This window comes from Frondihabitans sp. PhB161, from assembly GCF_003814635.1.
Lineage (GTDB): Bacteria > Actinomycetota > Actinomycetes > Actinomycetales > Microbacteriaceae > Frondihabitans.
This window is the reverse complement of record NZ_RKQW01000002.1, coordinates 627,333-646,947: the sequence shown is the minus strand read 5'-3', so window position 1 is coordinate 646,947 and position 19,615 is coordinate 627,333. Positions and strand designations below refer to the sequence as shown.

General features: G+C 66.1%; 20 protein-coding genes. 14 read left to right on the top strand and 6 right to left on the bottom strand.

Annotated features, from left to right (window positions below; genetic code table 11):
* Positions 1–284: 284 nt before the first annotated feature.
* From modA to EDF39_RS11745, 7 genes are all read left to right on the top strand, one after another.
* Positions 285–1,088: a molybdate ABC transporter substrate-binding protein gene (gene modA / locus EDF39_RS11775; protein WP_123943286.1), complete on the top strand. Its 804-nt coding sequence runs from the start codon at positions 285–287 to the stop codon at positions 1,086–1,088.
* A gap of 47 nt (positions 1,089–1,135) precedes the next feature.
* Positions 1,136–1,954: an ABC transporter permease gene (locus EDF39_RS11770; RefSeq protein WP_123943284.1), complete on the top strand. Its 819-nt coding sequence runs from the start codon at positions 1,136–1,138 to the stop codon at positions 1,952–1,954.
* Positions 1,951–3,000: a sulfate/molybdate ABC transporter ATP-binding protein gene (locus EDF39_RS11765; RefSeq protein ID WP_123943282.1), complete on the top strand. Its 1,050-nt coding sequence runs from the start codon at positions 1,951–1,953 to the stop codon at positions 2,998–3,000. Before EDF39_RS11770 ends, EDF39_RS11765 begins: the two co-directional genes overlap by 4 nt.
* Positions 3,001–3,246: 246 nt before the next feature.
* Positions 3,247–3,444 carry a type II toxin-antitoxin system HicA family toxin gene (locus tag EDF39_RS11760; protein WP_199726187.1) on the top strand — a complete coding sequence of 66 codons (198 nt, stop codon included), beginning with the start codon at positions 3,247–3,249 and terminating at the stop codon, positions 3,442–3,444.
* Positions 3,441–3,887: a hypothetical protein gene (locus EDF39_RS11755; protein WP_123943278.1), complete on the top strand. Its 447-nt coding sequence runs from the start codon at positions 3,441–3,443 to the stop codon at positions 3,885–3,887. The genes EDF39_RS11760 and EDF39_RS11755 overlap by 4 nt, the downstream gene beginning before the upstream one ends.
* Positions 3,888–3,991: 104 nt before the next feature.
* On the top strand, positions 3,992–4,840 hold the full coding sequence (locus EDF39_RS11750) for an alpha/beta fold hydrolase (RefSeq protein ID WP_123943276.1): 849 nt from the start codon (positions 3,992–3,994) through the stop codon (positions 4,838–4,840).
* A complete protein-coding gene (locus tag EDF39_RS11745) occupies positions 4,833–5,405 on the top strand; it encodes a TetR-like C-terminal domain-containing protein (RefSeq protein ID WP_123943274.1) in 573 nt (190 codons plus the stop codon). The genes EDF39_RS11750 and EDF39_RS11745 overlap by 8 nt, the downstream gene beginning before the upstream one ends.
* Positions 5,406–5,456: 51 nt before the next feature.
* Here EDF39_RS11745 and EDF39_RS11740 read toward each other — a convergent pair whose 3' ends face one another.
* On the bottom strand, positions 5,457–6,353 hold the full coding sequence (locus tag EDF39_RS11740) for a LysR family transcriptional regulator (protein WP_123943272.1): 897 nt from the start codon (positions 6,351–6,353) through the stop codon (positions 5,457–5,459).
* Between the two features lie 72 nt (positions 6,354–6,425).
* On the opposite strand from EDF39_RS11740, the gene hisD reads away from it, so the two are divergent.
* The 6 genes from hisD (at position 6,426) to EDF39_RS11710 (ending at position 13,454) form a co-directional block, all read left to right on the top strand.
* Positions 6,426–7,745, top strand: a complete 1,320-nt coding sequence (gene hisD / locus EDF39_RS11735) for a histidinol dehydrogenase (protein ID WP_123943270.1) — start codon at positions 6,426–6,428, stop codon at positions 7,743–7,745.
* A 76-nt stretch (positions 7,746–7,821) separates the two neighbouring features.
* Positions 7,822–9,156 carry an ABC transporter substrate-binding protein gene (locus tag EDF39_RS11730; protein ID WP_123943268.1) on the top strand — a complete coding sequence of 445 codons (1,335 nt, stop codon included), beginning with the start codon at positions 7,822–7,824 and terminating at the stop codon, positions 9,154–9,156.
* Positions 9,153–10,121: a carbohydrate ABC transporter permease gene (locus EDF39_RS11725; RefSeq protein ID WP_123943266.1), complete on the top strand. Its 969-nt coding sequence runs from the start codon at positions 9,153–9,155 to the stop codon at positions 10,119–10,121. The genes EDF39_RS11730 and EDF39_RS11725 overlap by 4 nt, the downstream gene beginning before the upstream one ends.
* Entirely contained in the window at positions 10,118–10,921 is an 804-nt protein-coding gene (locus EDF39_RS11720) for a carbohydrate ABC transporter permease (protein WP_123943264.1), read from the top strand. Before EDF39_RS11725 ends, EDF39_RS11720 begins: the two co-directional genes overlap by 4 nt.
* Entirely contained in the window at positions 10,918–11,802 is an 885-nt protein-coding gene (locus EDF39_RS11715; protein ID WP_233573056.1) for a nitrilase-related carbon-nitrogen hydrolase, read from the top strand. The genes EDF39_RS11720 and EDF39_RS11715 overlap by 4 nt, the downstream gene beginning before the upstream one ends.
* On the top strand, positions 11,799–13,454 hold the full coding sequence (locus EDF39_RS11710; protein WP_123943262.1) for a glycoside hydrolase family 13 protein: 1,656 nt from the start codon (positions 11,799–11,801) through the stop codon (positions 13,452–13,454). Before EDF39_RS11715 ends, EDF39_RS11710 begins: the two co-directional genes overlap by 4 nt.
* 90 nt (positions 13,455–13,544) lie before the next feature.
* Here the strand turns inward: EDF39_RS11710 and EDF39_RS11705 are convergent, their stop codons facing one another.
* The 5 genes from EDF39_RS11705 to EDF39_RS11685 all read right to left on the bottom strand — a co-directional run bounded on the left by EDF39_RS11705 (position 13,545) and on the right by EDF39_RS11685 (position 17,434).
* Positions 13,545–14,348: a hypothetical protein gene (locus EDF39_RS11705; RefSeq protein ID WP_123943260.1), complete on the bottom strand. Its 804-nt coding sequence runs from the start codon at positions 14,346–14,348 to the stop codon at positions 13,545–13,547.
* Between the two features lie 60 nt (positions 14,349–14,408).
* Positions 14,409–15,392 carry a prohibitin family protein gene (locus EDF39_RS11700; RefSeq protein ID WP_123943258.1) on the bottom strand — a complete coding sequence of 328 codons (984 nt, stop codon included), beginning with the start codon at positions 15,390–15,392 and terminating at the stop codon, positions 14,409–14,411.
* Between the two features lie 48 nt (positions 15,393–15,440).
* Positions 15,441–15,953, bottom strand: coding sequence for a hypothetical protein (locus tag EDF39_RS11695; RefSeq protein ID WP_123943256.1), 513 nt, complete (start codon positions 15,951–15,953; stop codon positions 15,441–15,443).
* Between the two features lie 23 nt (positions 15,954–15,976).
* Positions 15,977–16,609 carry a DUF2510 domain-containing protein gene (locus tag EDF39_RS11690; RefSeq protein WP_123943254.1) on the bottom strand — a complete coding sequence of 211 codons (633 nt, stop codon included), beginning with the start codon at positions 16,607–16,609 and terminating at the stop codon, positions 15,977–15,979.
* 495 nt (positions 16,610–17,104) lie between these two features.
* On the bottom strand, positions 17,105–17,434 hold the full coding sequence (locus EDF39_RS11685) for a hypothetical protein (protein ID WP_123943252.1): 330 nt from the start codon (positions 17,432–17,434) through the stop codon (positions 17,105–17,107).
* A gap of 113 nt (positions 17,435–17,547) precedes the next feature.
* Between EDF39_RS11685 and EDF39_RS11680 the strand changes: the two genes are divergently transcribed.
* A complete protein-coding gene (locus EDF39_RS11680; protein ID WP_123943250.1) occupies positions 17,548–18,768 on the top strand; it encodes a CynX/NimT family MFS transporter in 1,221 nt (406 codons plus the stop codon).
* The last annotated feature ends 847 nt before the right edge of the window (positions 18,769–19,615 follow it).

The window sequence follows — 19,615 nt, the reverse complement described above, 5'->3', positions numbered from 1 at the left end:
GCTAGAGCCTGATGCTTTCGCTGCGATTACCGTAGCTGCCAGGGCCAGAGTGACTCAGTTGCCGCTCCCGCTAGCGTGCCGACGGCGGCGTGGGCGTGGGCGTGGGCGTGCGGCGACCTCGCGCGGAATGGCCGACCTCGCGCGCCGCGGCGGTGCGACCTCGGCCGATTCACGCGACTTCACCCCAAATGACCGCGGGCTTTGTCGCGACGAAACCGCAAAAGCGCATCTAGAGTGGGTTTAGCGCCGCAAACGCGGTGCTGAAGGATCCGAAAGGCCATCCCATGCGCCCCCTCGCCCGTACGTCCGGCCTCCTGGCCGTGACTGCCGCCCTCGCTCTCGGCCTCGCCGCCTGCTCCTCCGGCGGCACCCCCGCCGCGACGACCTCGACGACCTCCGGAACGGGCGATCTCACGGGCTCCATCACCGTCTACGGCGCGGCGTCGCTCACGGCGACCTTCACGCAGCTCGCGAGCGACTTCGAGAAGGCCAACCCGGGCGTCAGCGTGAAGACGACGTTCAACGGATCGTCGGTGCTCGTGACGCAGATCCAGTCGGGTGCTCCGGCCGACGTGTTCGCCTCGGCCGACACCGCCAACATGACGAAGCTCACCGATGCCGACCTCGTGACGGGCACCCCGACGGACTTCGCGACGAACACCCTTGAGATCGCGGTGCCGACGGGCAACCCGAAGAACATCTCGACCTTCACAGACCTGGCGAAATCGGGTGTGAAGACCGTCGTCTGCGCGTCGGCGGTTCCGTGCGGCGCGGCCACCGAGAAGATCGAGGCTGCCACCGGCGTCACTCTCAAGCCGGTCAGCGAGGAGACCGCGGTGACGGGGGTGCTGAGCAAGGTCGAGACCGGCGAGGCCGACGCGGGCCTCGTCTACGTGACCGACGTGAAGAGCGCTGACGGCAAGGTCGACGGAGTGACCTTCGACGACTCGAAGGAGGCCGTCAACACCTATCCGATCGCCACCCTCAAAGACTCCAGCAACAAGGCGGCGGCAGACGCGTTCGTGAAGTACGTCGCCGGGGCCGAGGGCCAGAAGGTGCTCGCCGCGGCCGGTTTCGGCCAGCCCTGACCGGGTCAGCTCCGATACCGCGGGCGCGGATGGGTCAGAATCGGAGGATGACGCGAACCCGGGCGCACCTGGCCGGCGTTCCCCGGTGGGTCGCTGTTCTCGCAGGCGTAGGAGCGGCGTTCGTTCTGCTCCCGCTCGTCGCGATCGTCAGCCGAGTGAACTGGGTCGACTTCGTTCCGTTGATCACATCCGACTCGTCGGTCGCGGCACTGCTGCTCAGCCTGCGATCGTCGCTTGCCGCGACCGCGCTCTGCGTCGTGTTCGGTGTGCCGATCGCGATCGTGCTCGCCTGCGCGACCTTCCCCGGGCAGCGCATTGCTCGGTCGCTCGTGCTGCTGCCGCTCGTGCTTCCGCCCGTGGTCGGCGGCATCGCCCTGCTCTACACGTTCGGGCGGCGTGGCCTCCTCGGCGGCACCTTCCAGATTCTCGGCATCGATATAGCGTTCTCGACGACGGCCGTGATCCTGGCTCAGACGTTCGTCGCCATCCCCTTCCTGATCCTGAGCCTGGAGGGGGCGATCCGCACGGCGGGCGCGCGCTACGAGGCGGTCGCCGCCACCCTCGGCGCAGCCCCGACCACCGTGCTCCGACGGGTGACGCTGCCGCTGCTGCTTCCGGCGCTGGTGTCGGGGGCGATCCTGTCGTTCGCCCGCGCGCTCGGTGAATTCGGCGCCACGCTGACGTTCGCCGGCAGCCTGCAGGGAACGACGCGCACCCTTCCCCTCGAGATCTACCTGCAGCTCGAGACCGACCCCGACACGGCGGTCGCGCTGTCGCTCGTGCTCGTGGCCGTCGCCGTCTTCGTGGTGGGGCTCGCCTACCGCAACGGCTCCGTGCCATCAGGCCCCTCGGGAGCCGACCGATGACGCTCGACTTCGACGCCCGGGTGAGCGCCCGAGGCTTCGACCTCGCTTTCGGCGTGAAAACGGGCGAGACCATCGCCGTCATGGGCCCGAACGGCGCCGGCAAGTCGACCCTGCTCGGTCTACTGGCCGGGCTCGTCCATGCCGACCAGGGTCACGCCCGCCTCGACGACCGCACGCTCTTCGACGCAACGGCCGGCTCACGGGCCTGGACACAGCCCCACCGCCGAGGTGTCGCGCTGCTCGCACAGGAGGCCCTCCTCTTTCCGCACCTGAGCGTGCTCGACAACGTGGCATTCGGGCCGCGGAGCACGGGCGCATCGCGGCAGGAGGCCCGGGCGGTGGCGTGGCAGTGGCTCATCGAAGTGGATGCGGCCGAGCTGGGAGGGCGGCGACCGGCAGCGCTGTCGGGCGGACAGGCCCAGCGGGTGGGTGTTGCGCGGGCGTTGGCCGCGGATCCTTCGCTTCTTCTTCTCGACGAACCGTTGTCGGCCCTCGACATCGGCGCGGCGCCCGCGCTCCGTCGGCTGCTCACGAGGGTGCTGGCCGACCGGACAGCGCTGCTGGTGACGCACGATCCGCTTGACGCGCTGGTGCTAGCCGACCGCGTGTTGGTGATCGAGGGCGGCCGACTCGTCGACGACGGACCGACCCGTGAGGTGTTCGCGCACCCCCGGACGGCCTTCGTGGCGGGTCTCGCCGGGCTGAACCTCGTGACCGGGGTGCGGAGTTCCAATGGCATCGAGGCGGCAGCCGGGTGGGAGGTCGTCGCGCCGTTCGAGGCCGAGGTGGCGAGGGGTGCGTCGTCGGCGGTCGTAGTGAAGCCGTCGTGGGTGCGGGTCTCGCATCTCGAGCCGGGGCGTGCGGAGGGGAACGCTGTGCGGCAGACGATTCTCGATGTCGAACCGCGCGGAGACAGCATCAGGATCCGCGGAGACGTGCTCGCAGCCGACGTGACTCCCGCTGCGGCTGCCGACCTCGACCTCGCCCCCGGCGACACGGCGTGGTTTGCGTTCTCGGCGGATGCGGGCGTCGGGTATGCGCTCTGAGGTCGCGGGGGCCCGCGCGTTCGGCCTAAACCCGCTGGCTCGGCGTGGACCCGCTCGATCGGCGTAAACCCGCCGCCTAGGGCCGGTGTCTCCGCCGATCTCGAGGGTGTGAGCCCTATCTATAGGTCTTACCACGGGGTTGACCGGCTCGCCCGCACTCTCGCGAGCATGAGTTCATGCAAGTGTTTAGAAGCTATACACTTGCGGTGTTTAGCTCCTAAACTTAGCCTTATGAAGGCGGGTGAAGTGAACAAGCGCATTGAAAAGCTCGGAGGCGTTCAGGTGGGTCAACGGGGCTCGCATCGAAAGTACGAGGTGTGGGCCAATGGCCGCTCGTACCGCACGATCGTCGCTCAGCACGGACCGCATGACATTCCCGCCGGCACGCTGGCAAGCATTCAAAGATCACTCGAACCCGCATTTGGAAAGGGGTGGCTGAAATGAGTGGATCGACCTACGAGGTCCTAGTGACGCGCGAGAACGGCACGTGGCTCGGGGAGGTGACGAACCGAGAGGGTATTCAGACTTTTTCGCGCACTTATTCCGGGCTTCGAGCTGCGCTGGCGGAGGCCATTCACGTGATGGACGACCTCGACGACGGGGCCCTCGTCGAAACTAAGTGGACGTTCGAGAATGTCGAAGACGAGTTTTTATCGGCGATCGAGCTCGGGCGCCAAAGGCGTTCGCTCGAAGAGCGGGCGGCTGAGCTCGTGCGGAACACGGCTCGGGTCGCCGAGTTGCTGCAATCGAAGGGGTACTCGGTGCGAGACATCAGCGGGGCGCTCGAAATGTCGCCCGGTCGGGTCTCGCAGATTCTTGCCCCCGGTGCGAAGAAGTCGGTCGGCGCCTCTGGCTCGACCATGAGCGCGCCCCGTCGGGCGGGCTGACACCCGAGGCGGAGACTGTTTCGAATATGGGGTTGACATGCTTGGCTACGACCAATAGCTTTTAGCTACACACAGTAGCCAACGCGCAACCAACGGAGAACATCATGCTCGAGCACCTCACCACCGGCGAAGGAACAATCGCCTACGACCTCACCGGCGAAGGCCCCCTCGTCGTCCTCGCCCACGGCATGGGCGACAGCCGGCACTCGTACCGCTTCTTGGTGCCCGAGCTCGTCGCGGCCGGATACCGGGTGGCGAACGTCGACATCCGCGGCTGCGGAGACTCCAGCGCCGAATGGCCGAGCTACTCGCGCACCGACATCGCCGGCGACCTCGTCGCGGTCGTGCGCCACCTCGGCGGCCCGGCCGTGATCGTCGGCCAGTCCATCAGCGGTGGGGCCGCCACGATCGCCGCCGCCACCGCACCCGACGTAATCGTCGGCATCGTCGAGCTTGCTCCGTTCACCCGCAAGCAGTCGTTCAACCTGATCGGCATCCTCCGCACGAAGCGCGTTCGCACGGGAACGACCCAGCTCATGAGGGTGATGGTGAGCGGCAGCGTGAAGGGCTGGCTGGCCTACCTCGACATCGCCATCCCCGCGAAGCCCGCCGACTGGACCGCCGAGCGAGCGCGCATCGAGACGGAGCTGTCCAAGCCCGAGCGCATGAAGGCCCTGCGAGGCATGACGAAGTCCGCGCCGGTCGACGCGGGTGCGCAACTTGCCAATGTGCAGTGCCCGGTGCTCGTCATCGAGGGGAGTGCCGACCCGGATTGGACCGATCCTCGCGAAGAGGGCACCAGGATCCTCGGAGACCTCCCTGCCGGACTCGGTGAACTGGCCGTCATCGACGGTGCCGGGCACTACCCGCACACCGAGACCCCCGGGGCAGTGCTCGAGCTCGTCGTCCCGTTCCTGCGCCGGACGCACGCCGCGGCACCGACCAATGCCTAGGGCGGGGCTCGCTCCCGCGGCCGTCACCCTCGCGGCGGCCGACCTCGCCGACGAGATCAGCCCGGCCCCGCTCAGCATGAGTCTGCTCGCCGAGCGCCTCGGGGTGAAGGGGCCGTCGCTCTACAAACACGTCGACAGCCTCGCCGACCTCACCCGCCGGATCGCCCTTCTCGGCGCCACCGAGCTGGGGGACGCGCTGCGCGAGGCCATGCAGGGCCTGGCCGGCGGTGATGCGCTCGTCGCAGCCGCTCAAGTGGTGCGCACCTTCGTCAAGGAGCACCCCGGCCGGTACGCCGCCACCGTCGGAATCACCCCGACGGGGCCCGAGGATCCCCTCGCCATCGCTCTCGAACGCACGCTCGGCTCGTTCGCGGCTGTGCTGCGCGGCTACCACCTCGCCCCGGAGCACGAGATTCACGCGATCCGGCTGCTGCGCAGTGTCGTGCACGGCTTCGCGACCCTCGAGGCGTCGAACGGATTCCAGATGGACACCGACGTCGACGAGAGCTTCGCCTGGACGGTTGCGTTCGTCGATCGTGGGTTGCGCGGGTTGTCGGAGGAGTAGGGGGCGACCGGCGGGTGGGTTCGCGCGGACGGCTCACGCCCGAACGCTCCCTCAGGCGCGCTCGAGGAGCATCCGTCTCGCAAGTCGAGCAATTTCCCGCGTGGCGGGCGACAGGACCGAGCCCCGTCGTTGGACGATGGCGATCGTGTCGTAGAGCGGTTCCGCGAAGCCGATCGTGTGTACCCCATCGGGGAACCCCTTCGACCGAGCAACCGCCGAAGAGACGATTGTGTCGCCGCCGCCGAGAGCCACGATTCCGAGCGCCGTCTCGACGTGCTCGAGTTCGATCTGGGCAGTGAGGGTGATCCCGGCCAACTGAGCTCGCTCGGCCAATTGGCGACGCGTGGGATCCCGCCAGCCGTAGTGGGCGTCGTACAGAACGAGGTCGCTTTCGGCCAGGGACTCGATCGTCGCCGGTTTCTGCGTCTTGCGCGGATCGGCCGACGCGAAGAGGACCTCGTCACGCATGAGTGGTGTAACGGTGAGCCCCTCGCTGTCGATCGGCAGGACGACGAGACCCGCCTCCAACTCGCCGGCTGAGACCGCCTCGGCCACCTCGACGCTGTTGAGCCCGATGATGCGGAGACGCACCTCCGGGTAGCGGTTGTGAAACGTCTCGAGGAGCTGGGACAGGAAGTAGTAGTTCGCGTTCCGGAGCAGGCCGAAGGTGGCCACGCCGCCCGTGAGCGAGGTGAGTGATCGAAGGGCCCGATCGGCTCCTTCGGCTGCGTCGACCGCCTGCTGCGCATAGGGGAGCAGCTGTTCGCCGGCGCTCGTGAGGACCAGCTTCCGGGCCCCGCGGGTGAAGAGTCGGACACCGTACGACTCCTCCATTCGCTTGATCAGCTCCGAGACCGACGGCTGAGTCATGGCGAGATCTGCTGCAGCCGCGGAGAACGTTCCGAGCGCAGCTACACGAAGGAATGCCCGCAATTGATTGAGCGTCATAGGGTTAGCCTATGCTTCACCCCACACAACTCGGCCTTGTCCAGGGTCAGAAGTGACGACAATCTCGTAGACATGAAACTGAGTCCCCGATTCCTCGCTCAGCACAGCGATCGCCTCACCCACCTCAAGGCCCCTGGCGTCGACGCGCCCGAAGCGCAACGCGACCCCCGCGTAGCCGAGACGGTGAGCGCCATGCTGCTCGACATCGAGGCGAACGGGCTCGACGCGATCCGTCGATATGCAAAGAAACTCGACAACTCCGAGCGCACCGACTTCGAGCTGGGAGCCGCCGAACTGGCGTCAATCGGCGATCGGGTCGCCCCTGACCTCCGCGAGGCCATCGAACTCGGTTCGGCGCGCACCAGGCAGTTCGCCTCGTTGCAGCGAGAGCACCTGACCGACTTCGAGGCAGAGATCGTTCCCGGCCTCGTGGTCGGCCAGAAGTACGTACCGGTCGCGACCGTCGGCGCCTACCTTCCTGCCGGCCGTTTTCCCCTGACAGCCAGCGCCTTCATGACCGTGGGCGTGGCCAAGGTCGCCGGGGTTCCCACGGTCATCGGCTGCACCCCGCCCCAGCCCGACGGCGGAGTCAACCCGGCCGTCGCCTACGCGGCGCACCTCTCCGGAATCGACCACCTCTACGTTCTCGGAGGAGTGCAGGCCCTCGCCGGAATGGCCTTCGGCCTCCTCGGAGAGGAACCCGTCGACATGCTCGTCGGTGCAGGCAACGCCTTCGTCGCCGAGGCCAAGCGGCAGCTCTTCGGCACGGTGTCGATCGACCTTCTCGCCGGCCCCAGCGAAGTCGCGGTCATCGCCGACGACACGGCCGACCCCGAGATCGTCGCAGCCGACCTCCTCGGTCAGGCCGAGCATGGGCCGAACTCGCCGGCAGCGCTCGTGACGACGTCCGAGGCGCTCGGTCGTGCCGTGATCGCAGCGGTCGATCGTCAGCTTGTGACGCTGTCCACAGCGGAGATCTGCGGACCGGCGTGGCGCGATTTCGGCTCGGTCGTCGTGGTGGCGACGAAAGAGGACGCCGCCCTCGTCATGGACGAGTTCGCTCCTGAGCACCTCGAGATCCAGACCGCCGACGACACCTGGTACCAGGATGTCCTCACGAACTACGGCTCGCTCTTCATCGGTCCGTGGAGTACCGTCGCGTACTCCGACAAGGGGATGGCAGGAACCAACCACACGCTTCCCACCGCCGGAGGGGCGAAGCACAGCGCTGGCCTCTCGGTGTCGCGCTATCTCAAGCCCCTCACCTTCCAGCGCATCGCCCGGGCGGCGACTCCGTCGCTCGCGGAGGCCGTCGACGTCATCTCCGCAAGCGAGGGGATGACGGCGCACCAGGCCACGGCCACGATGCGCCTCGCCACCTACGCCTCCTGAACCCGCAGCACCTGCACGCCCGCACGAAGAAGTTCCCTCGAAGCACTCCCGCGTCCCATCCCACCCGGAAGAAGTCATGAGAAAACGCACTCCGCTCCGAATCACGGTCCTGGCTGTCGGTGCCGTCACCACCGCTCTCGTCCTGGCCAGCTGCTCGGCTCCCGGTTCGGGCACGACGCAGGCGTCGACCTCGACTGATGCCCTCACCTCGAAGGTGACGGCCGCCGATGTCGCGAAGCTCGCCACAACCACGCTGAAGATGTGGGCCGATCAGGCCGAGGAGCCTCTCATGAAGAAGGTCGTGCCCGCCTTCGAGAAGGAGTATCCGAACGTGACCGTCGACATCACGTACAAGAGCTTCGACGACCTGACCGCCACCGTCGTCAACGCCGCCGCGAGCTCGAGCGCCCCGGACGTATTCCAGGGCAACATCGGCTACGCGGTCGATGGCGCTCTCGTGAAGGCGAAGCTGGTCCGGTCTCTCGACGATGTCGCCGACGTGTACGGCTGGAACTCGGGCACGGGCGCCTCGACACTCGCCCCGGCCAAGTGGAACGCGAACGGCACGACCTTCGGAAGCGGAACCCTGTACGGCATGTCGCCCATCAGTGAAGTCCAGGGCATCTATTACAACAAGTCGAAGCTCGCCGACCTCGGTATCACGGCGCCCACGACGATCTCCGCGCTCGAGAAAGACCTTCCGATCGCGAAAGCCGCCGACGAGCAGCCCATCATGCTGGGCAACTCCGACCAGTACGCCGGCACTCACATCTTCAGCGACGTCGCCGTCACCGAGCAGAAGCCCGCCGGCATCCGCGACTGGATCGGCGGCAAATCGGGTTCCACCTTCGAGACCGACGGCAATGTCAAAGCCGCCGACACCATGAAGGCGTGGGCCCAGGCGGGATACTTCGGATCCGGCTACGACGGCCTCAGCAATGAGGACGCCATCGCGAAGTTCGCGAAGGGAGACGGCGTCTTCTTTGTCGGCGGATCCTGGAACGGCGCGTCGCTCACCTCGGCCAAGTTCGGCTTCTCGTCGCTCGTCTCCGGCGGTGTCGGGGCCACAGCGTCGCCCTGGCACATCAGCGCGAAGACGACGAAGACCGCTGCGGCCGTCGCCTGGCTCGACATGCTCCGATCGCCGGCTGTCGGCCAAGAGATCCTCGACACCGGCCGTCTGCCCGTCATCACCGACGGCGTCACCTCCACCGACCCTCTTCAGGAGGAGACGCTGACCGCGCTGAAAGACACCATCGCTGCGGGCACCCAGGTGGGCTACTACGACTGGACGACCACTGACATGCTCAGCGTGATGGGCAGTGGGCTCCAAGAGGTCATGGCCGGTCGCACGACCAGCGGCGACTTCGCCGAAGCCGTGCAGACGGCGTGGACAAAGGGCCACAAGTGACGGTCGCCGCACCGAGCCAGAGCGTCGGCGCCACCCCCGCGGGTCGGCGTCGGCGCTCCCGGCGCAACGGCCCCACCTGGTCGAGCCTGATCTACATCGCACCGGCGCTGGCGTTCTTCGCCGTCTTCGTCATCTACCCGATCGGCATCTCGGTGCAGACGTCGTTCTACAACTACGACGGCCTCACCGTGGCCACGCCGGCCGGCGTCTCGAACTACGTCAACGTCTTCACCGACCCCGACCTCCGCGCAGCCCTCGGCCACTCCCTTCTCCTCCTCGTCTTCTACTGCGCGCTTCCCGTCTGCATCGGACTCGTGCTGGCGGGTGCCATGTCGAGGATCCGCATCTACGGGCTCACCCTCTTTCGCGCCCTGCTGTTTCTGCCGCAGATCCTCTCGAGCGTCGTGGTTGCAGTGGCGTGGCGGGGTCTGCTCGCGTCGGACGGCCCGGTGAACTGGGTGCTGGCCCACGTCGGGCTCGGATCCTTGACGACCTCGTGGCTCGGCGACTTCGACACGGCGCTGCCGTCGATTGGCCTGATCGGCACCTGGGTCGAGTACGGCCTCTGCATGGTGCTCTTTCTCGCGGGCATCGTCACCATTGACCGGTCCTTGTACGAGGCGGTACGACTCGACGGAGCCGGCCCGGTGCGCGAGTTCTTCGCCATCACGCTCCCGGCTCTCCGCCCCCAGATCTCGATCGCGCTCATCTTGACGATCACGTTCGCCCTGCGAAACTTCGACCTCATCTGGAACACGACGCGCGGCGGTCCCGGCACGTCCACCACAGTTCCTTCGCTCTACGTCTACCTCGATGCGTTCCAAAACCGGCAGCTCGGCCAGGCATCCGCACTCGCAGTGGTCCTCACGGTCATCATCCTGATCATCGTCGCGCTGGTCCAACTGGCCGTTCGCGAGCCGTCGGACACACCCCGACGCGTCCGTTCGAAAGGAGCCTCACGATGAAGGTCGGAACTCGGGAGTCTGTCGGCACGCACGCGCTTCTGATCATCGCGGCGCTCTTCGCCGTCTACCCGCTCGCGTCGATCATCTCGTCGTCGCTGCAGAAATCATCAGGATCCGGGGTGGGCTGGTCGAACTTCAGCGTCGCCTGGACCCGTGGCCACTTCGCGTCCGCTCTCGTGGCGAGCGCTCTCGTGGCGGTGACGGTGGTGGTCGTCACGGCCATCGTGGCGACGCTGGCCGGCTATGCCCTCGCAACGATGCGCGTTCCCGGAGGCAAGCTCATCCTTGGGCTGCTTCTCGTCGGGCTCGTTCTGCCGTACGAGGTCACAGTGCTTCCGCTCTACCAAATGCTGGCGGGCTGGGGCCTGGTCGACACGTACTGGGCGCTCATCCTGCCGCAGATCGGCCTGTCTGTGCCCCTCGGTGTGTTCTGGATGCGGACGTTCTTCCGATCGGTTCCCGAGGAGATCCTCGAGGCGGCTCGCCTCGACGGCGCCTCCCGTTTTCAGATCCTTCGCCTCGTCCTCGTCCCCATCGCCGGGCCTGCGGTCGCCACGCTCGCGACGATCCTCTTCCTCTTCACCTGGAACGAATTCTTGCTCGCCCTGATCCTTGTTCCCGAGAACCAAGCAGTGCAGACGGCTCCGCTCGCGCTGTCGTTTTTCTCCGGAACGGATCGTGCCGCCAACCCCAACGTCACCGCGGCCGCTGCCGTGCTCGTCGCGTTGCCGATCATCGTCGCGTACGTCATCCTTCAGCGCCGCCTCATCACCGGCCTCACCTCGGGCGCGGTCAAGTGACCGGGCACACCGAGAACGGTGATCCGACCCGCGTGACGCGCATCGTCTGCGCTCAGCTCGACCCCGTCGTCGGAGAGCTGATGGCAAATCAGGAGAAGTGCCTTGCCGCGGTCCGCACGGCACTGGCCGACGACGCCGACATCATCGTGCTTCCGGAACTCGCGACCGCTGGCTACGTTTTCGAGTCGAAGCGGGAGGCTATCTCCGTCGCGATCCGCCCGGACGACCCGTTCTTCGAGCGACTCTCCAACCTGCTCCTCACTACCGACTCGATCGTCATCCTCGGTTTTTGCGAGCAGGATCCGAATGGCGGTCTCTTCAACAGTGCCGCCGCGGTGACGCAGGACGGCGTGGTCGAGGTCTACCGAAAGACGCACCTGTGGGATCGCGAGACACTGATCTTCGAGCCCGGAGCGGAGATGGCGCCCGTCTTCGAGACGGTGCACGGGCGCATCGGGATCCTGATCTGCTACGACCTCGAGTTCGCCGAGATGCCGCGCTCTCTCGCCCTCCGGGGTGCCGATCTGATTGCGGTGCCGACGAACTGGCCGCTGGGCGACCACCCCGCCGACGAACGGGCGGCCGAGGTCATCTACGCCCAGGCTGCGGCCCGAGCCAACGGCGTCTTCATCGCGTGTTGTGACCGCGCCGGCATCGAACGCGGCCAGGAGTGGACCGAGGGGACCGTCATCATCGACCAGTTCGGCTGGGTCCGCGCCTCCGCGACGGCGGGCAGCCGGACCCCCTTCCGCCCCGCCGAAGGCACCGAGATCGCGCGCGCCGACGTCTTCACCCGGCTCGCTCGCGACAAAGCGATCTCACCGCACAACGACCTCCTGGGCGACCGTCGCCCCGACATCTACGCTCGAGGACTCGCATGATCGACCTGACCGACGACACCTGGTGGCGGACCGCAGTCATTTACCAGATCTACCCCCGATCTTTCGCCGACAGCAATGGCGACGGCATCGGCGACCTCCCGGGCATCACGCGGCGCCTCGACCATGTGGCGTCGCTGGGCGCCGACGCTATCTGGCTCTCGCCCTTCTACCCGTCCCCGCAGCGCGACGGCGGCTACGACGTCGCCGACTACCGAAACGTCGATCCGCAATTCGGCACCCTCGAGGATTTCGATGCGCTCGTGGCTCGCGCTCATGAACTCGCCCTTCGCGTCGTCGTCGACCTTGTGCCGAATCACGCGTCCGCTGACCACGTCGCGTTCCAGGCCGCTCTCGCCGCCGAGCCGGGCTCGGCAGAGCGGGGCCTGTTCCACTTCTGGGACGGCCTCGGCGAATTTGGCGAGCTTCCGCCGAACGACTGGCAGAGCATGTTCGAGGGCAGCGCCTGGACCCGAGTGACAGAGATCGACGGAACGCCTGGCCAGTGGTACCTCCATCTCTTCGACGAGACCCAACCCGACTGGAACTGGGATGCCCCCGGGGTCCGGGTCGATTTCGAGACGACCCTCCGGTTCTGGCTCGACCGCGGAGTCGACGGCTTTCGCGTGGATGTCTGCGACGCCCTCATCAAGGCACCGGGTCTTCCTAGCTGGCCCTACCCGACCCACGGGGTGGTCCAGCCGATCGAGGGTCGAACGCCGCCGATGTGGGATCAGGAAGGAATCCACGAGATCTTCCGCGACTGGCGGGCGATCCTGGACTCCTACGAGGGCTCGCGAATCCTCTGCGCTGAGGCATGGCTCCCGCCCGAGCGCACTGCGCGCATCGTCCGGCCCGACGAGATGCATCAGGCGTTCAATTTCGCCTATCTCGAGCAGCTCTGGGATGCAGACGCCATCGCCGAGACCATCGTGTCTTCCCTCGCGGCAAACGACGCGGTCGGAGCGCCCACGACATGGGTGCTGTCCAATCACGACGTCATGCGCCACGCGAGCCGCTTCGGCTACGACGGACCGGTGGCTCTCGAGCACGGCGTCGGAGTCGACGACCCACAGCCCGACCGGCCCCTCGGTCTTCGTCGGGCGCGTGCGGCGACACTTCTCATGCTCGCCCTGCCAGGATCGGCGTACCTCTACCAAGGTGAAGAGCTGGGGCTGCCCGAAGTCACCGACCTCCCCGACGAAGCCCGCCAGGATCCGGTGTGGGCCCGTTCGCATCAGCAGATCCGCGGGCGCGACGGCTGCCGGGTTCCCTTCCCCTGGGACGACTCGACCAGCTCCAACGGCTTCTCGTCCGTTGCGGCGACCGACACCTGGTTGCCCACGCCCTCGTACTACGCCGAGTTCTCGGCCGCGGCCCAGGGTCTCCAGCCGGAATCGACGCTCAGCCTCTATCGATCCGCTCTCGCTGCCCGACGCTCAGCCGACCTCCAGGGCTCCGCTCTGGAGTGGGACACCGCGCAGACCTCAGGAGCGATCGCCTTTTCTCGAGGCGACATCCACGTTGTCACGAACGTCGCCGGTGAGCCGATCCTGCTACCTCCCGACGCCACGATTCTCGTTGCCTCAGACCCTGAGGTCAGGGCGACGCGGCTCATCGCCCGAGACACGACGGTGTGGTTCACCACGACCTGACGCCACTCGAGACCAGGTGGCCGGAATCGTTGGGATGAAAACGGTTGGCGGATCCTGGCCTGCGCTTGATGGGTCGGGGATAAGCGTGACCTAGGTCGCCGGCGGGAGAAACGGGGTGCCCCGGAAGCGCTCGGCCAAGCCCCACACGTACCGCTTACGTCCGTCGATCTCGACGAGACGACCGCCAGCGGTATTCGCCGGGTCGCGGCACGCGATCTGGTGACGAATCTGCGCGTTTGGGTCGACAGCGAGGATCTGGCGCGTGCTTTCGGGCAAATTCACTCTCACTGCCACGATCACTCTCACCCGATCTGACCTATCCCTGGCCAGGTGATCCAGCTGATCGTCGGTCGGGTGAATGGTGGATTCGAGGAGAGCGAACCGCGCCCGCACAGCAGCCCTCCGATCGTTGAGGAGAAGGTCGGCATGCTCGTCCGTGATGCGTGGGTTGAAGGCGCATTCGGCACGAGCCTTCTCCGAGTCGTCGGCGAGAAGCCGCTCGAAGACATCGATGTAGTTCGTGGTGCTGGCCATACCGACTCTGACGGCGGTTTCGGGGTCGCTGGCCAGCCCCAGCTGCGTGCTCCACGGCAGGTTGTCATCCGCGAAACGGAACCGACTGGCGACGAGTTCCCGAATTGCGGGTCTGGGCGAGGACGCCAGCTGCGTCAGAAGATGCGGGTCGAGATGGGGACGGCGCAAGAGCGCCATCCCCACTGTTTCGGTCTCGTCCTGTGAAAGAAGACGCAGGATCCCATGGGCTGCGTTCGGGTTCTCAGCTACAGCCGCTCGAACTGCGCTGTCCTGGTCGCCGGCGAGCTGCTCCAGTCGCGTCGGCGCGGTGTCGAGCGACGCGGCCTCCAGACGCAGTTTTCGCGAAGTCGGGGTGGCCATGGGTCCTGTCTATCGTCACGGTATGCGGCTGGCGTGCTCCGAGCGACGTGTCGCGAGCGACTACTTGGTCGCCTTGGGAATGTTGATCAGGGGCGACGATCCGTTGGGTACGACGACCAGGCCACCCTTGTCGGCGGACGCTTCGAGGGCATCAATGTAATGCTGGGTGAGAACCTGGCTCGACAACGACTTCGTCAGCAGATCGTTCGCCTTCGCGTTGGCCTGAGCGGTGACGACTGCCTGCTGAGCGCTGACCTTCGTCGCATCGAGTTTGGCCTGCTGCTTGGTGACGTCGATCTGCGCCTGCTGGGCCTCGGCATAGCTCTCCGTGACGGCCTTCGGAGCCTGGATCTCTTGCAGGCTAATCGAGTTGACCTCGACACCGGTGTCCGCCCACCGCTTGGTCAGCGCCTGCTCGATACTGGTCTCGATCTCGGCACGTTTTGTCAGCACCTCGAGAGTGGAGTAGTTGTTCGGCACTTCGCGCACGACGGCCCTGACGTCCTGAGTGATGAACGACGCTTTGAAGTTCTCCTCGTCGCGGAACGACGTGTAGATCGTCGTGACAGACGCGGGCCGAATCGAGTAGCGGACGGTGAGCGACACGTTCTCCGAAACCCCGTCTTTATCTTGAACGGTGATGTACGGGCCGGTGCGGATGCCACCGTTGTTGTCGCTATCGCTGCCCCCGGTCCCGTTGATGTAGGTGACCGTCTGGTTGCGAATATTGAAGTTCACCGTCGAATCCCACGGCGCCTTGACGTGGAGGCCGGTCGACGTCGTCTGCCCGACGATTTGACCCGTGAAGGAACGGATCACCCGTGCTTCGCCGGCATCCTGGGCGTACACGGACGACGTGACCCCCAGTACCAAGCCGAGGACTACAAGGAGTGCACCGGCGCCGAGAGCGATGCGGTTTCCCGTCTTGTCTGGGCCCGGTGCTTCGCTGCCCCTGGGAAGGGCGAGCTTGTTCGCTCGGTGGCGCCGGGCGAGAACGAGGGTGATGACGCCTGCGACGAGGCAGATCAGAGCAAAGACGAACATGAGAGTGCTTTCTTCGGGAGGGAATGTTGGGTGGCGCCGGAGAGACTGCTAATCGGTGGGGGAGGGGATACCGGCGAAGCGTCTTTGCCCTTCAAGGATGAGTTCCTGCATGACAGGAACCTGCCGGACTCGGGCGTGGAAGGCCCATCCCAGGGCTACGGCGAAGACGGCGCAGAGTGCTACTCGGATGCCGATGCTGAAGAGCGTCGGCTGGTCGGGCATGAGACCGAGTTGAAAGAGGCACAGGAGCAGGAGGCCACTGTTAGACCACACGGCCGTCCGGACCTGATCGACGCGCTCGGCCAACCGGGACAACGCTTCACCGAGCGGAATAGTGGACGGTAGGCGGTTCTCCTTTACCCATCCGTCGACTTCTCGGGCGCCTGCGGCAAGGTCGCGCTTCGGATCAGTGCGGATCAGGATCGCGATGACACCAGCGGAGATGAGGCCCGCGATCACGGCAATCCACCCGCGGTGACTCCAGGAGTGTTTCTCCCCCAATTCCAGAACGCCCATGCCGATCACAAACCCGCCGCCGAGCGATGCCGCTATGAGACGCACGCGCAGATCTCGAGCGAGCCGTCTCACGATCCGGGCCGGAAGACGTCAGAGAGCTGCTGGGCGTAACTGGCCGCGTTGATTGCCCCGAGCACCAGCCCACCGGCCTCGACGATGATGAACACCCACACCGGCCACAAGCCCCGCCCCGGAGCGACGCGGTGCACGATCACCGATCGGCCGATCACGTACACCGGCGACGAGAGAAAGCTCCAGGCCCAGTGAAAGGGGCGCACGACGCCGACGCGGGTGAGGCGTCGGTAGTCTCCCCACGCCAGAACCACGCTGATTCCATACAAAACGAAACCCGCGGCAAGCACGGCAATGTACTGCGGTGTGTAGATCGATGCCGGGTCGACGGAGGGCACGCCAGAGGGGCCCACTTCGATTACGCGGATCGTCGGCCGGTACGACAGGCTGAGCGGCCAGACCACCACGGGCAGCAGCACGATCAGCCAGATCAGCGGGCCGTAGATCGGGGTCTTCGGATCGAGCCTTGGCCTGTCGGGCGTAACGGTTCCCGCAGCATGGGAGCCACCGGGGGGAGCCACGAGATCCGTCCACCTCACGCCGTCCCACCAGCGAGTCCCCGCACCCCCAGAAGGATCCGGGTACCACCCGGCACCAGGACCGGCACCCGGGCGCGACTCACCAGACATACGGATCCCCCTCAAAGACAGTTGAGAAAGATTCGGGCTTCCTCACCACTGCTCAACCTAGGGCAGATGGGCGATCTGCGACCAACAATGTGGGACTGTTTCTGCCCAGGTCACCCGTGTGCCCTCGGGGCCGATCAAGTTCACGCCGTTATTGCGGTCATATGGTGCGCGACGGAAACTTGAGGCATGGTTCTGCTCATCGTGTGTAGCGTCGCCGTAGCCGGAGCGTTCGTGGGGCTCTGCCTCGTCCTGGCGGATGAGCAACGGGTAAGACGAGCGAGCAACTACTCGCACTCATTGCGGAAGGACTAGGAGTCGCGCCGGTCGAAAAACCGAACTGGCGTCCGATGGTCAAATCGAGCGAATCGGATCCTGAGGGGTGCGCATTTCAGAACGCGTGGATTGTGGAGGGGGCGAAGAGCTAGGAACAGCTCACCTAATCGGCCAAGGGGAAGTTTCCCCGCATTGCGCCGGCGTTATGTCGCCTTAATCTCTCTAAAGCGTGCCCCTTCGGAGCTTCACCGCGACGGACACCGGGTAGAGGAAGAAGACGACGGCGAGAGCTAAGGATCCGACGATGAGGGCCGGGTTCGCACTCGAACCCGACGACAGCAGCATGAAGAACCGGATGAGATCGATGACCCCGAGGAGCGCCAGGACTCCAGCGACGGCGAGGCGCCAGACGAGAGACCAGCGCGACAGAGGCGCGATCTGGTCGCTGAGCCGTGACTCGACTCGCTCGGGCGGCGTGTAGGCGACGCCTCCGTAGTGCGACATCTCGCTGGCATTGGGGCGGCCCGCATAGGGCTGTTGGTCGTGTGACATGGTGAATCCCCCTTCACGCGCGGCTATACGGCCGATGCCTAAGTATCCCTGTCGACCGGCCCAGGCGCATCCCTCGATCGAGTTGCGTGTCAGCACGACTCTAGAATCGCGGGGTGCCTGATGATCGTCGCCTGCCGCTGTGGGCGGGACGCACAGCCGCTCTCGTGGGCATCCTGCTCGTTGCGTTCTCCCTGCGCCAGGCTGTCGCCGCGATCTCTCCGATCCTGGGCGACGTCCTCGTGGACATCCCTCTATCGACCCTCGACATTGGTTGGCTCGGAACCCTCCCGCCACTTCTGTTTGCCGGCTCGGGGTTCATTGCACCCCGGGTCGCCCGCAGATTCGGTCTTGATGGCGGCATCGTCATCGCGCTGGTTCTCATCACCGCGGGGCACCTCATCCGCGCGGCGGCACCGGGCGTCGGGGTGTTACTCGTCGGGAGCATCGTTGCATTCGCCGGCACGGGCATTGGCAATGTGTTGCTGCCGTCTGTCGTCCGGCGGTACTTTCCCGATCGCGTCGCCCTGCTGACCGCGGTCTACGTCTGCATCGTCGGCGTGAGTACCGCCGTGCCCGCTGCCCTCGCAGCGCCCGTCGCCCAGTTCGCCGGTTGGCGATTCTCCCTCGGAATCTGGTCGGTCACCTCGATCGCCGCGCTCGTTCCATGGCTCGCCGTCATTCTGCGGGAGCGCCATCGACGAGCGTCACATGCCGGCACCGCCCCGCCGTCGACCGCGACCGTCGTCACGGGCCTATGGCGATCACGCGTAGCGCTGTCGATCACCCTCGCGTTCTCGACCAGCACGATTCTCACGTACGCCAGTTTCGCCTGGCTCCCTGAGATCCTCGGAGATGTCGCAGGGACGACCCCGGCCGAGGGAGGCGTGCTACTCGCCGTAACCGGGCTGGTCAGTGTGCCCGGCGCACTCCTTGCGCCCCTCCTCGTCGCCCGGCTGCGGAACGTCGGCTGGTTGATCGGCGCCGGCATCGTCAGCTTCGTGCTTGGCTACCTCGGCTTTCTCCTCGCACCCGCCCCGCTGACGCTGCTGTGGGTCCTGCTCATCGGCTTGGGTTCGATCCTGTTCCCGGTCTGCCTGGTGCTCATCAACGGACGCACGCGGACTCCCGCAGGCACCGTCGCACTCAGTGGTTTCGCACAGGGGGTTGCGTACGCGCTCGGCGCGCTCGGCCCACTGCTTGTCGGGCTCCTACATGACGTCAGCGACGGATGGACCTTGCCGCTGCTCTTCCTGCTCGTCGTCGCACTCGTGGCGACTATTCCGGCCGTGACATTGGCGCGGCCGGCCTTCGTCGAGGACGAGCTCGCTCGATAGGGGCTCCTTGCCCCAGACCCCCTGCGCAACCGATTGCGGGACGCCCGCGTGCCGCATCAGTGGACTTGTCTCACTCGACGAAGCGCCGCGCGAACGGACTGATCACCGAACTACGGGTACTCGGCATCCGGTCCGTGCAGGTCTCGTCCCTCGATTGATCGAGACGGTTATTTGCTTGGCCGCTTGTCTTTCGAGATGGTCGCGAAGGTTCGCTCAGGACCAGCCTTTGAGGTCGGCCCATCAGTTGTCTCGCTGGTCTGCTGTCGGTTTCGCAGGCGTCGGAGCGACGCATTTTTATCCGCCAGGCTGGACACATTTCGATGAGCCCAGAGGCACGCCTGTCGTCTTTTCAAGACTGATCCGATCACCGGCAAAGATAGACAAATCACCGGTGGAGCTTTGAACGTCACCGACGCAAATTCGGAACCGCGAAGCGATGCCTGTCTCAGTGTCGCCCGACGCCACCACGTATTCAAAGACACCGTCTTCCCTAGGTGTCGCTTCTCCGTCCGCCCCTTCTCGGGGGCCCAGATCCTTGGCAGGCAGGAGAGGCGCGGACATCTGGCTCGGAGAGGGGCTTACCGCGGTTGCTCGGTGTGAGGTCGCAATCACCGAGGGTGTGGACATCGTGCATCCGCTCGCGACCAGAAGCGCCACGGCTGCTGCAGCGACCAAGAAACCACGCCTAGGAATAGTCGTGTCGTGTTTCATCGGATGACCCTGTCGATGAGCGATACAAGGGCATCGGAGGATGCCCTTGCGGCTCCCGTGATCGTCGAGGCCCGGCGCCCCCTCATGACAGCCACGCCTGCGAACTGGTTTAACGATCCTGATGCTGACTCGCTGT

Excerpts from the sequence above, each read along its gene's own strand:
- EDF39_RS11765 (WP_123943282.1), top strand. The coding sequence starts at position 1,951 with ATGACGCTCGACTTCGACGCCCGGGTGAGCGCCCGAGGCTTCGACCTC.
- hisD (WP_123943270.1), top strand. The coding sequence starts at position 6,426 with ATGAAACTGAGTCCCCGATTCCTCGCTCAGCACAGCGATCGCCTCACC.
- EDF39_RS11720 (WP_123943264.1), top strand. The coding sequence starts at position 10,118 with ATGAAGGTCGGAACTCGGGAGTCTGTCGGCACGCACGCGCTTCTGATC.
- EDF39_RS11750 (WP_123943276.1), top strand. The coding sequence starts at position 3,992 with ATGCTCGAGCACCTCACCACCGGCGAAGGAACAATCGCCTACGACCTC.
- EDF39_RS11745 (WP_123943274.1), top strand. The coding sequence starts at position 4,833 with ATGCCTAGGGCGGGGCTCGCTCCCGCGGCCGTCACCCTCGCGGCGGCC.
- EDF39_RS11710 (WP_123943262.1), top strand. The coding sequence starts at position 11,799 with ATGATCGACCTGACCGACGACACCTGGTGGCGGACCGCAGTCATTTAC.
- modA (WP_123943286.1), top strand. The coding sequence starts at position 285 with ATGCGCCCCCTCGCCCGTACGTCCGGCCTCCTGGCCGTGACTGCCGCC.
- EDF39_RS11705 (WP_123943260.1), bottom strand. The coding sequence starts at position 14,348 with ATGGCCACCCCGACTTCGCGAAAACTGCGTCTGGAGGCCGCGTCGCTC.
- EDF39_RS11770 (WP_123943284.1), top strand. The coding sequence starts at position 1,136 with ATGACGCGAACCCGGGCGCACCTGGCCGGCGTTCCCCGGTGGGTCGCT.
- EDF39_RS11740 (WP_123943272.1), bottom strand. The coding sequence starts at position 6,353 with ATGACGCTCAATCAATTGCGGGCATTCCTTCGTGTAGCTGCGCTCGGA.
- EDF39_RS11690 (WP_123943254.1), bottom strand. The coding sequence starts at position 16,609 with ATGTCTGGTGAGTCGCGCCCGGGTGCCGGTCCTGGTGCCGGGTGGTAC.
- EDF39_RS11685 (WP_123943252.1), bottom strand. The coding sequence starts at position 17,434 with ATGTCACACGACCAACAGCCCTATGCGGGCCGCCCCAATGCCAGCGAG.
- EDF39_RS11730 (WP_123943268.1), top strand. The coding sequence starts at position 7,822 with ATGAGAAAACGCACTCCGCTCCGAATCACGGTCCTGGCTGTCGGTGCC.
- EDF39_RS11700 (WP_123943258.1), bottom strand. The coding sequence starts at position 15,392 with ATGTTCGTCTTTGCTCTGATCTGCCTCGTCGCAGGCGTCATCACCCTC.
- EDF39_RS11755 (WP_123943278.1), top strand. The coding sequence starts at position 3,441 with ATGAGTGGATCGACCTACGAGGTCCTAGTGACGCGCGAGAACGGCACG.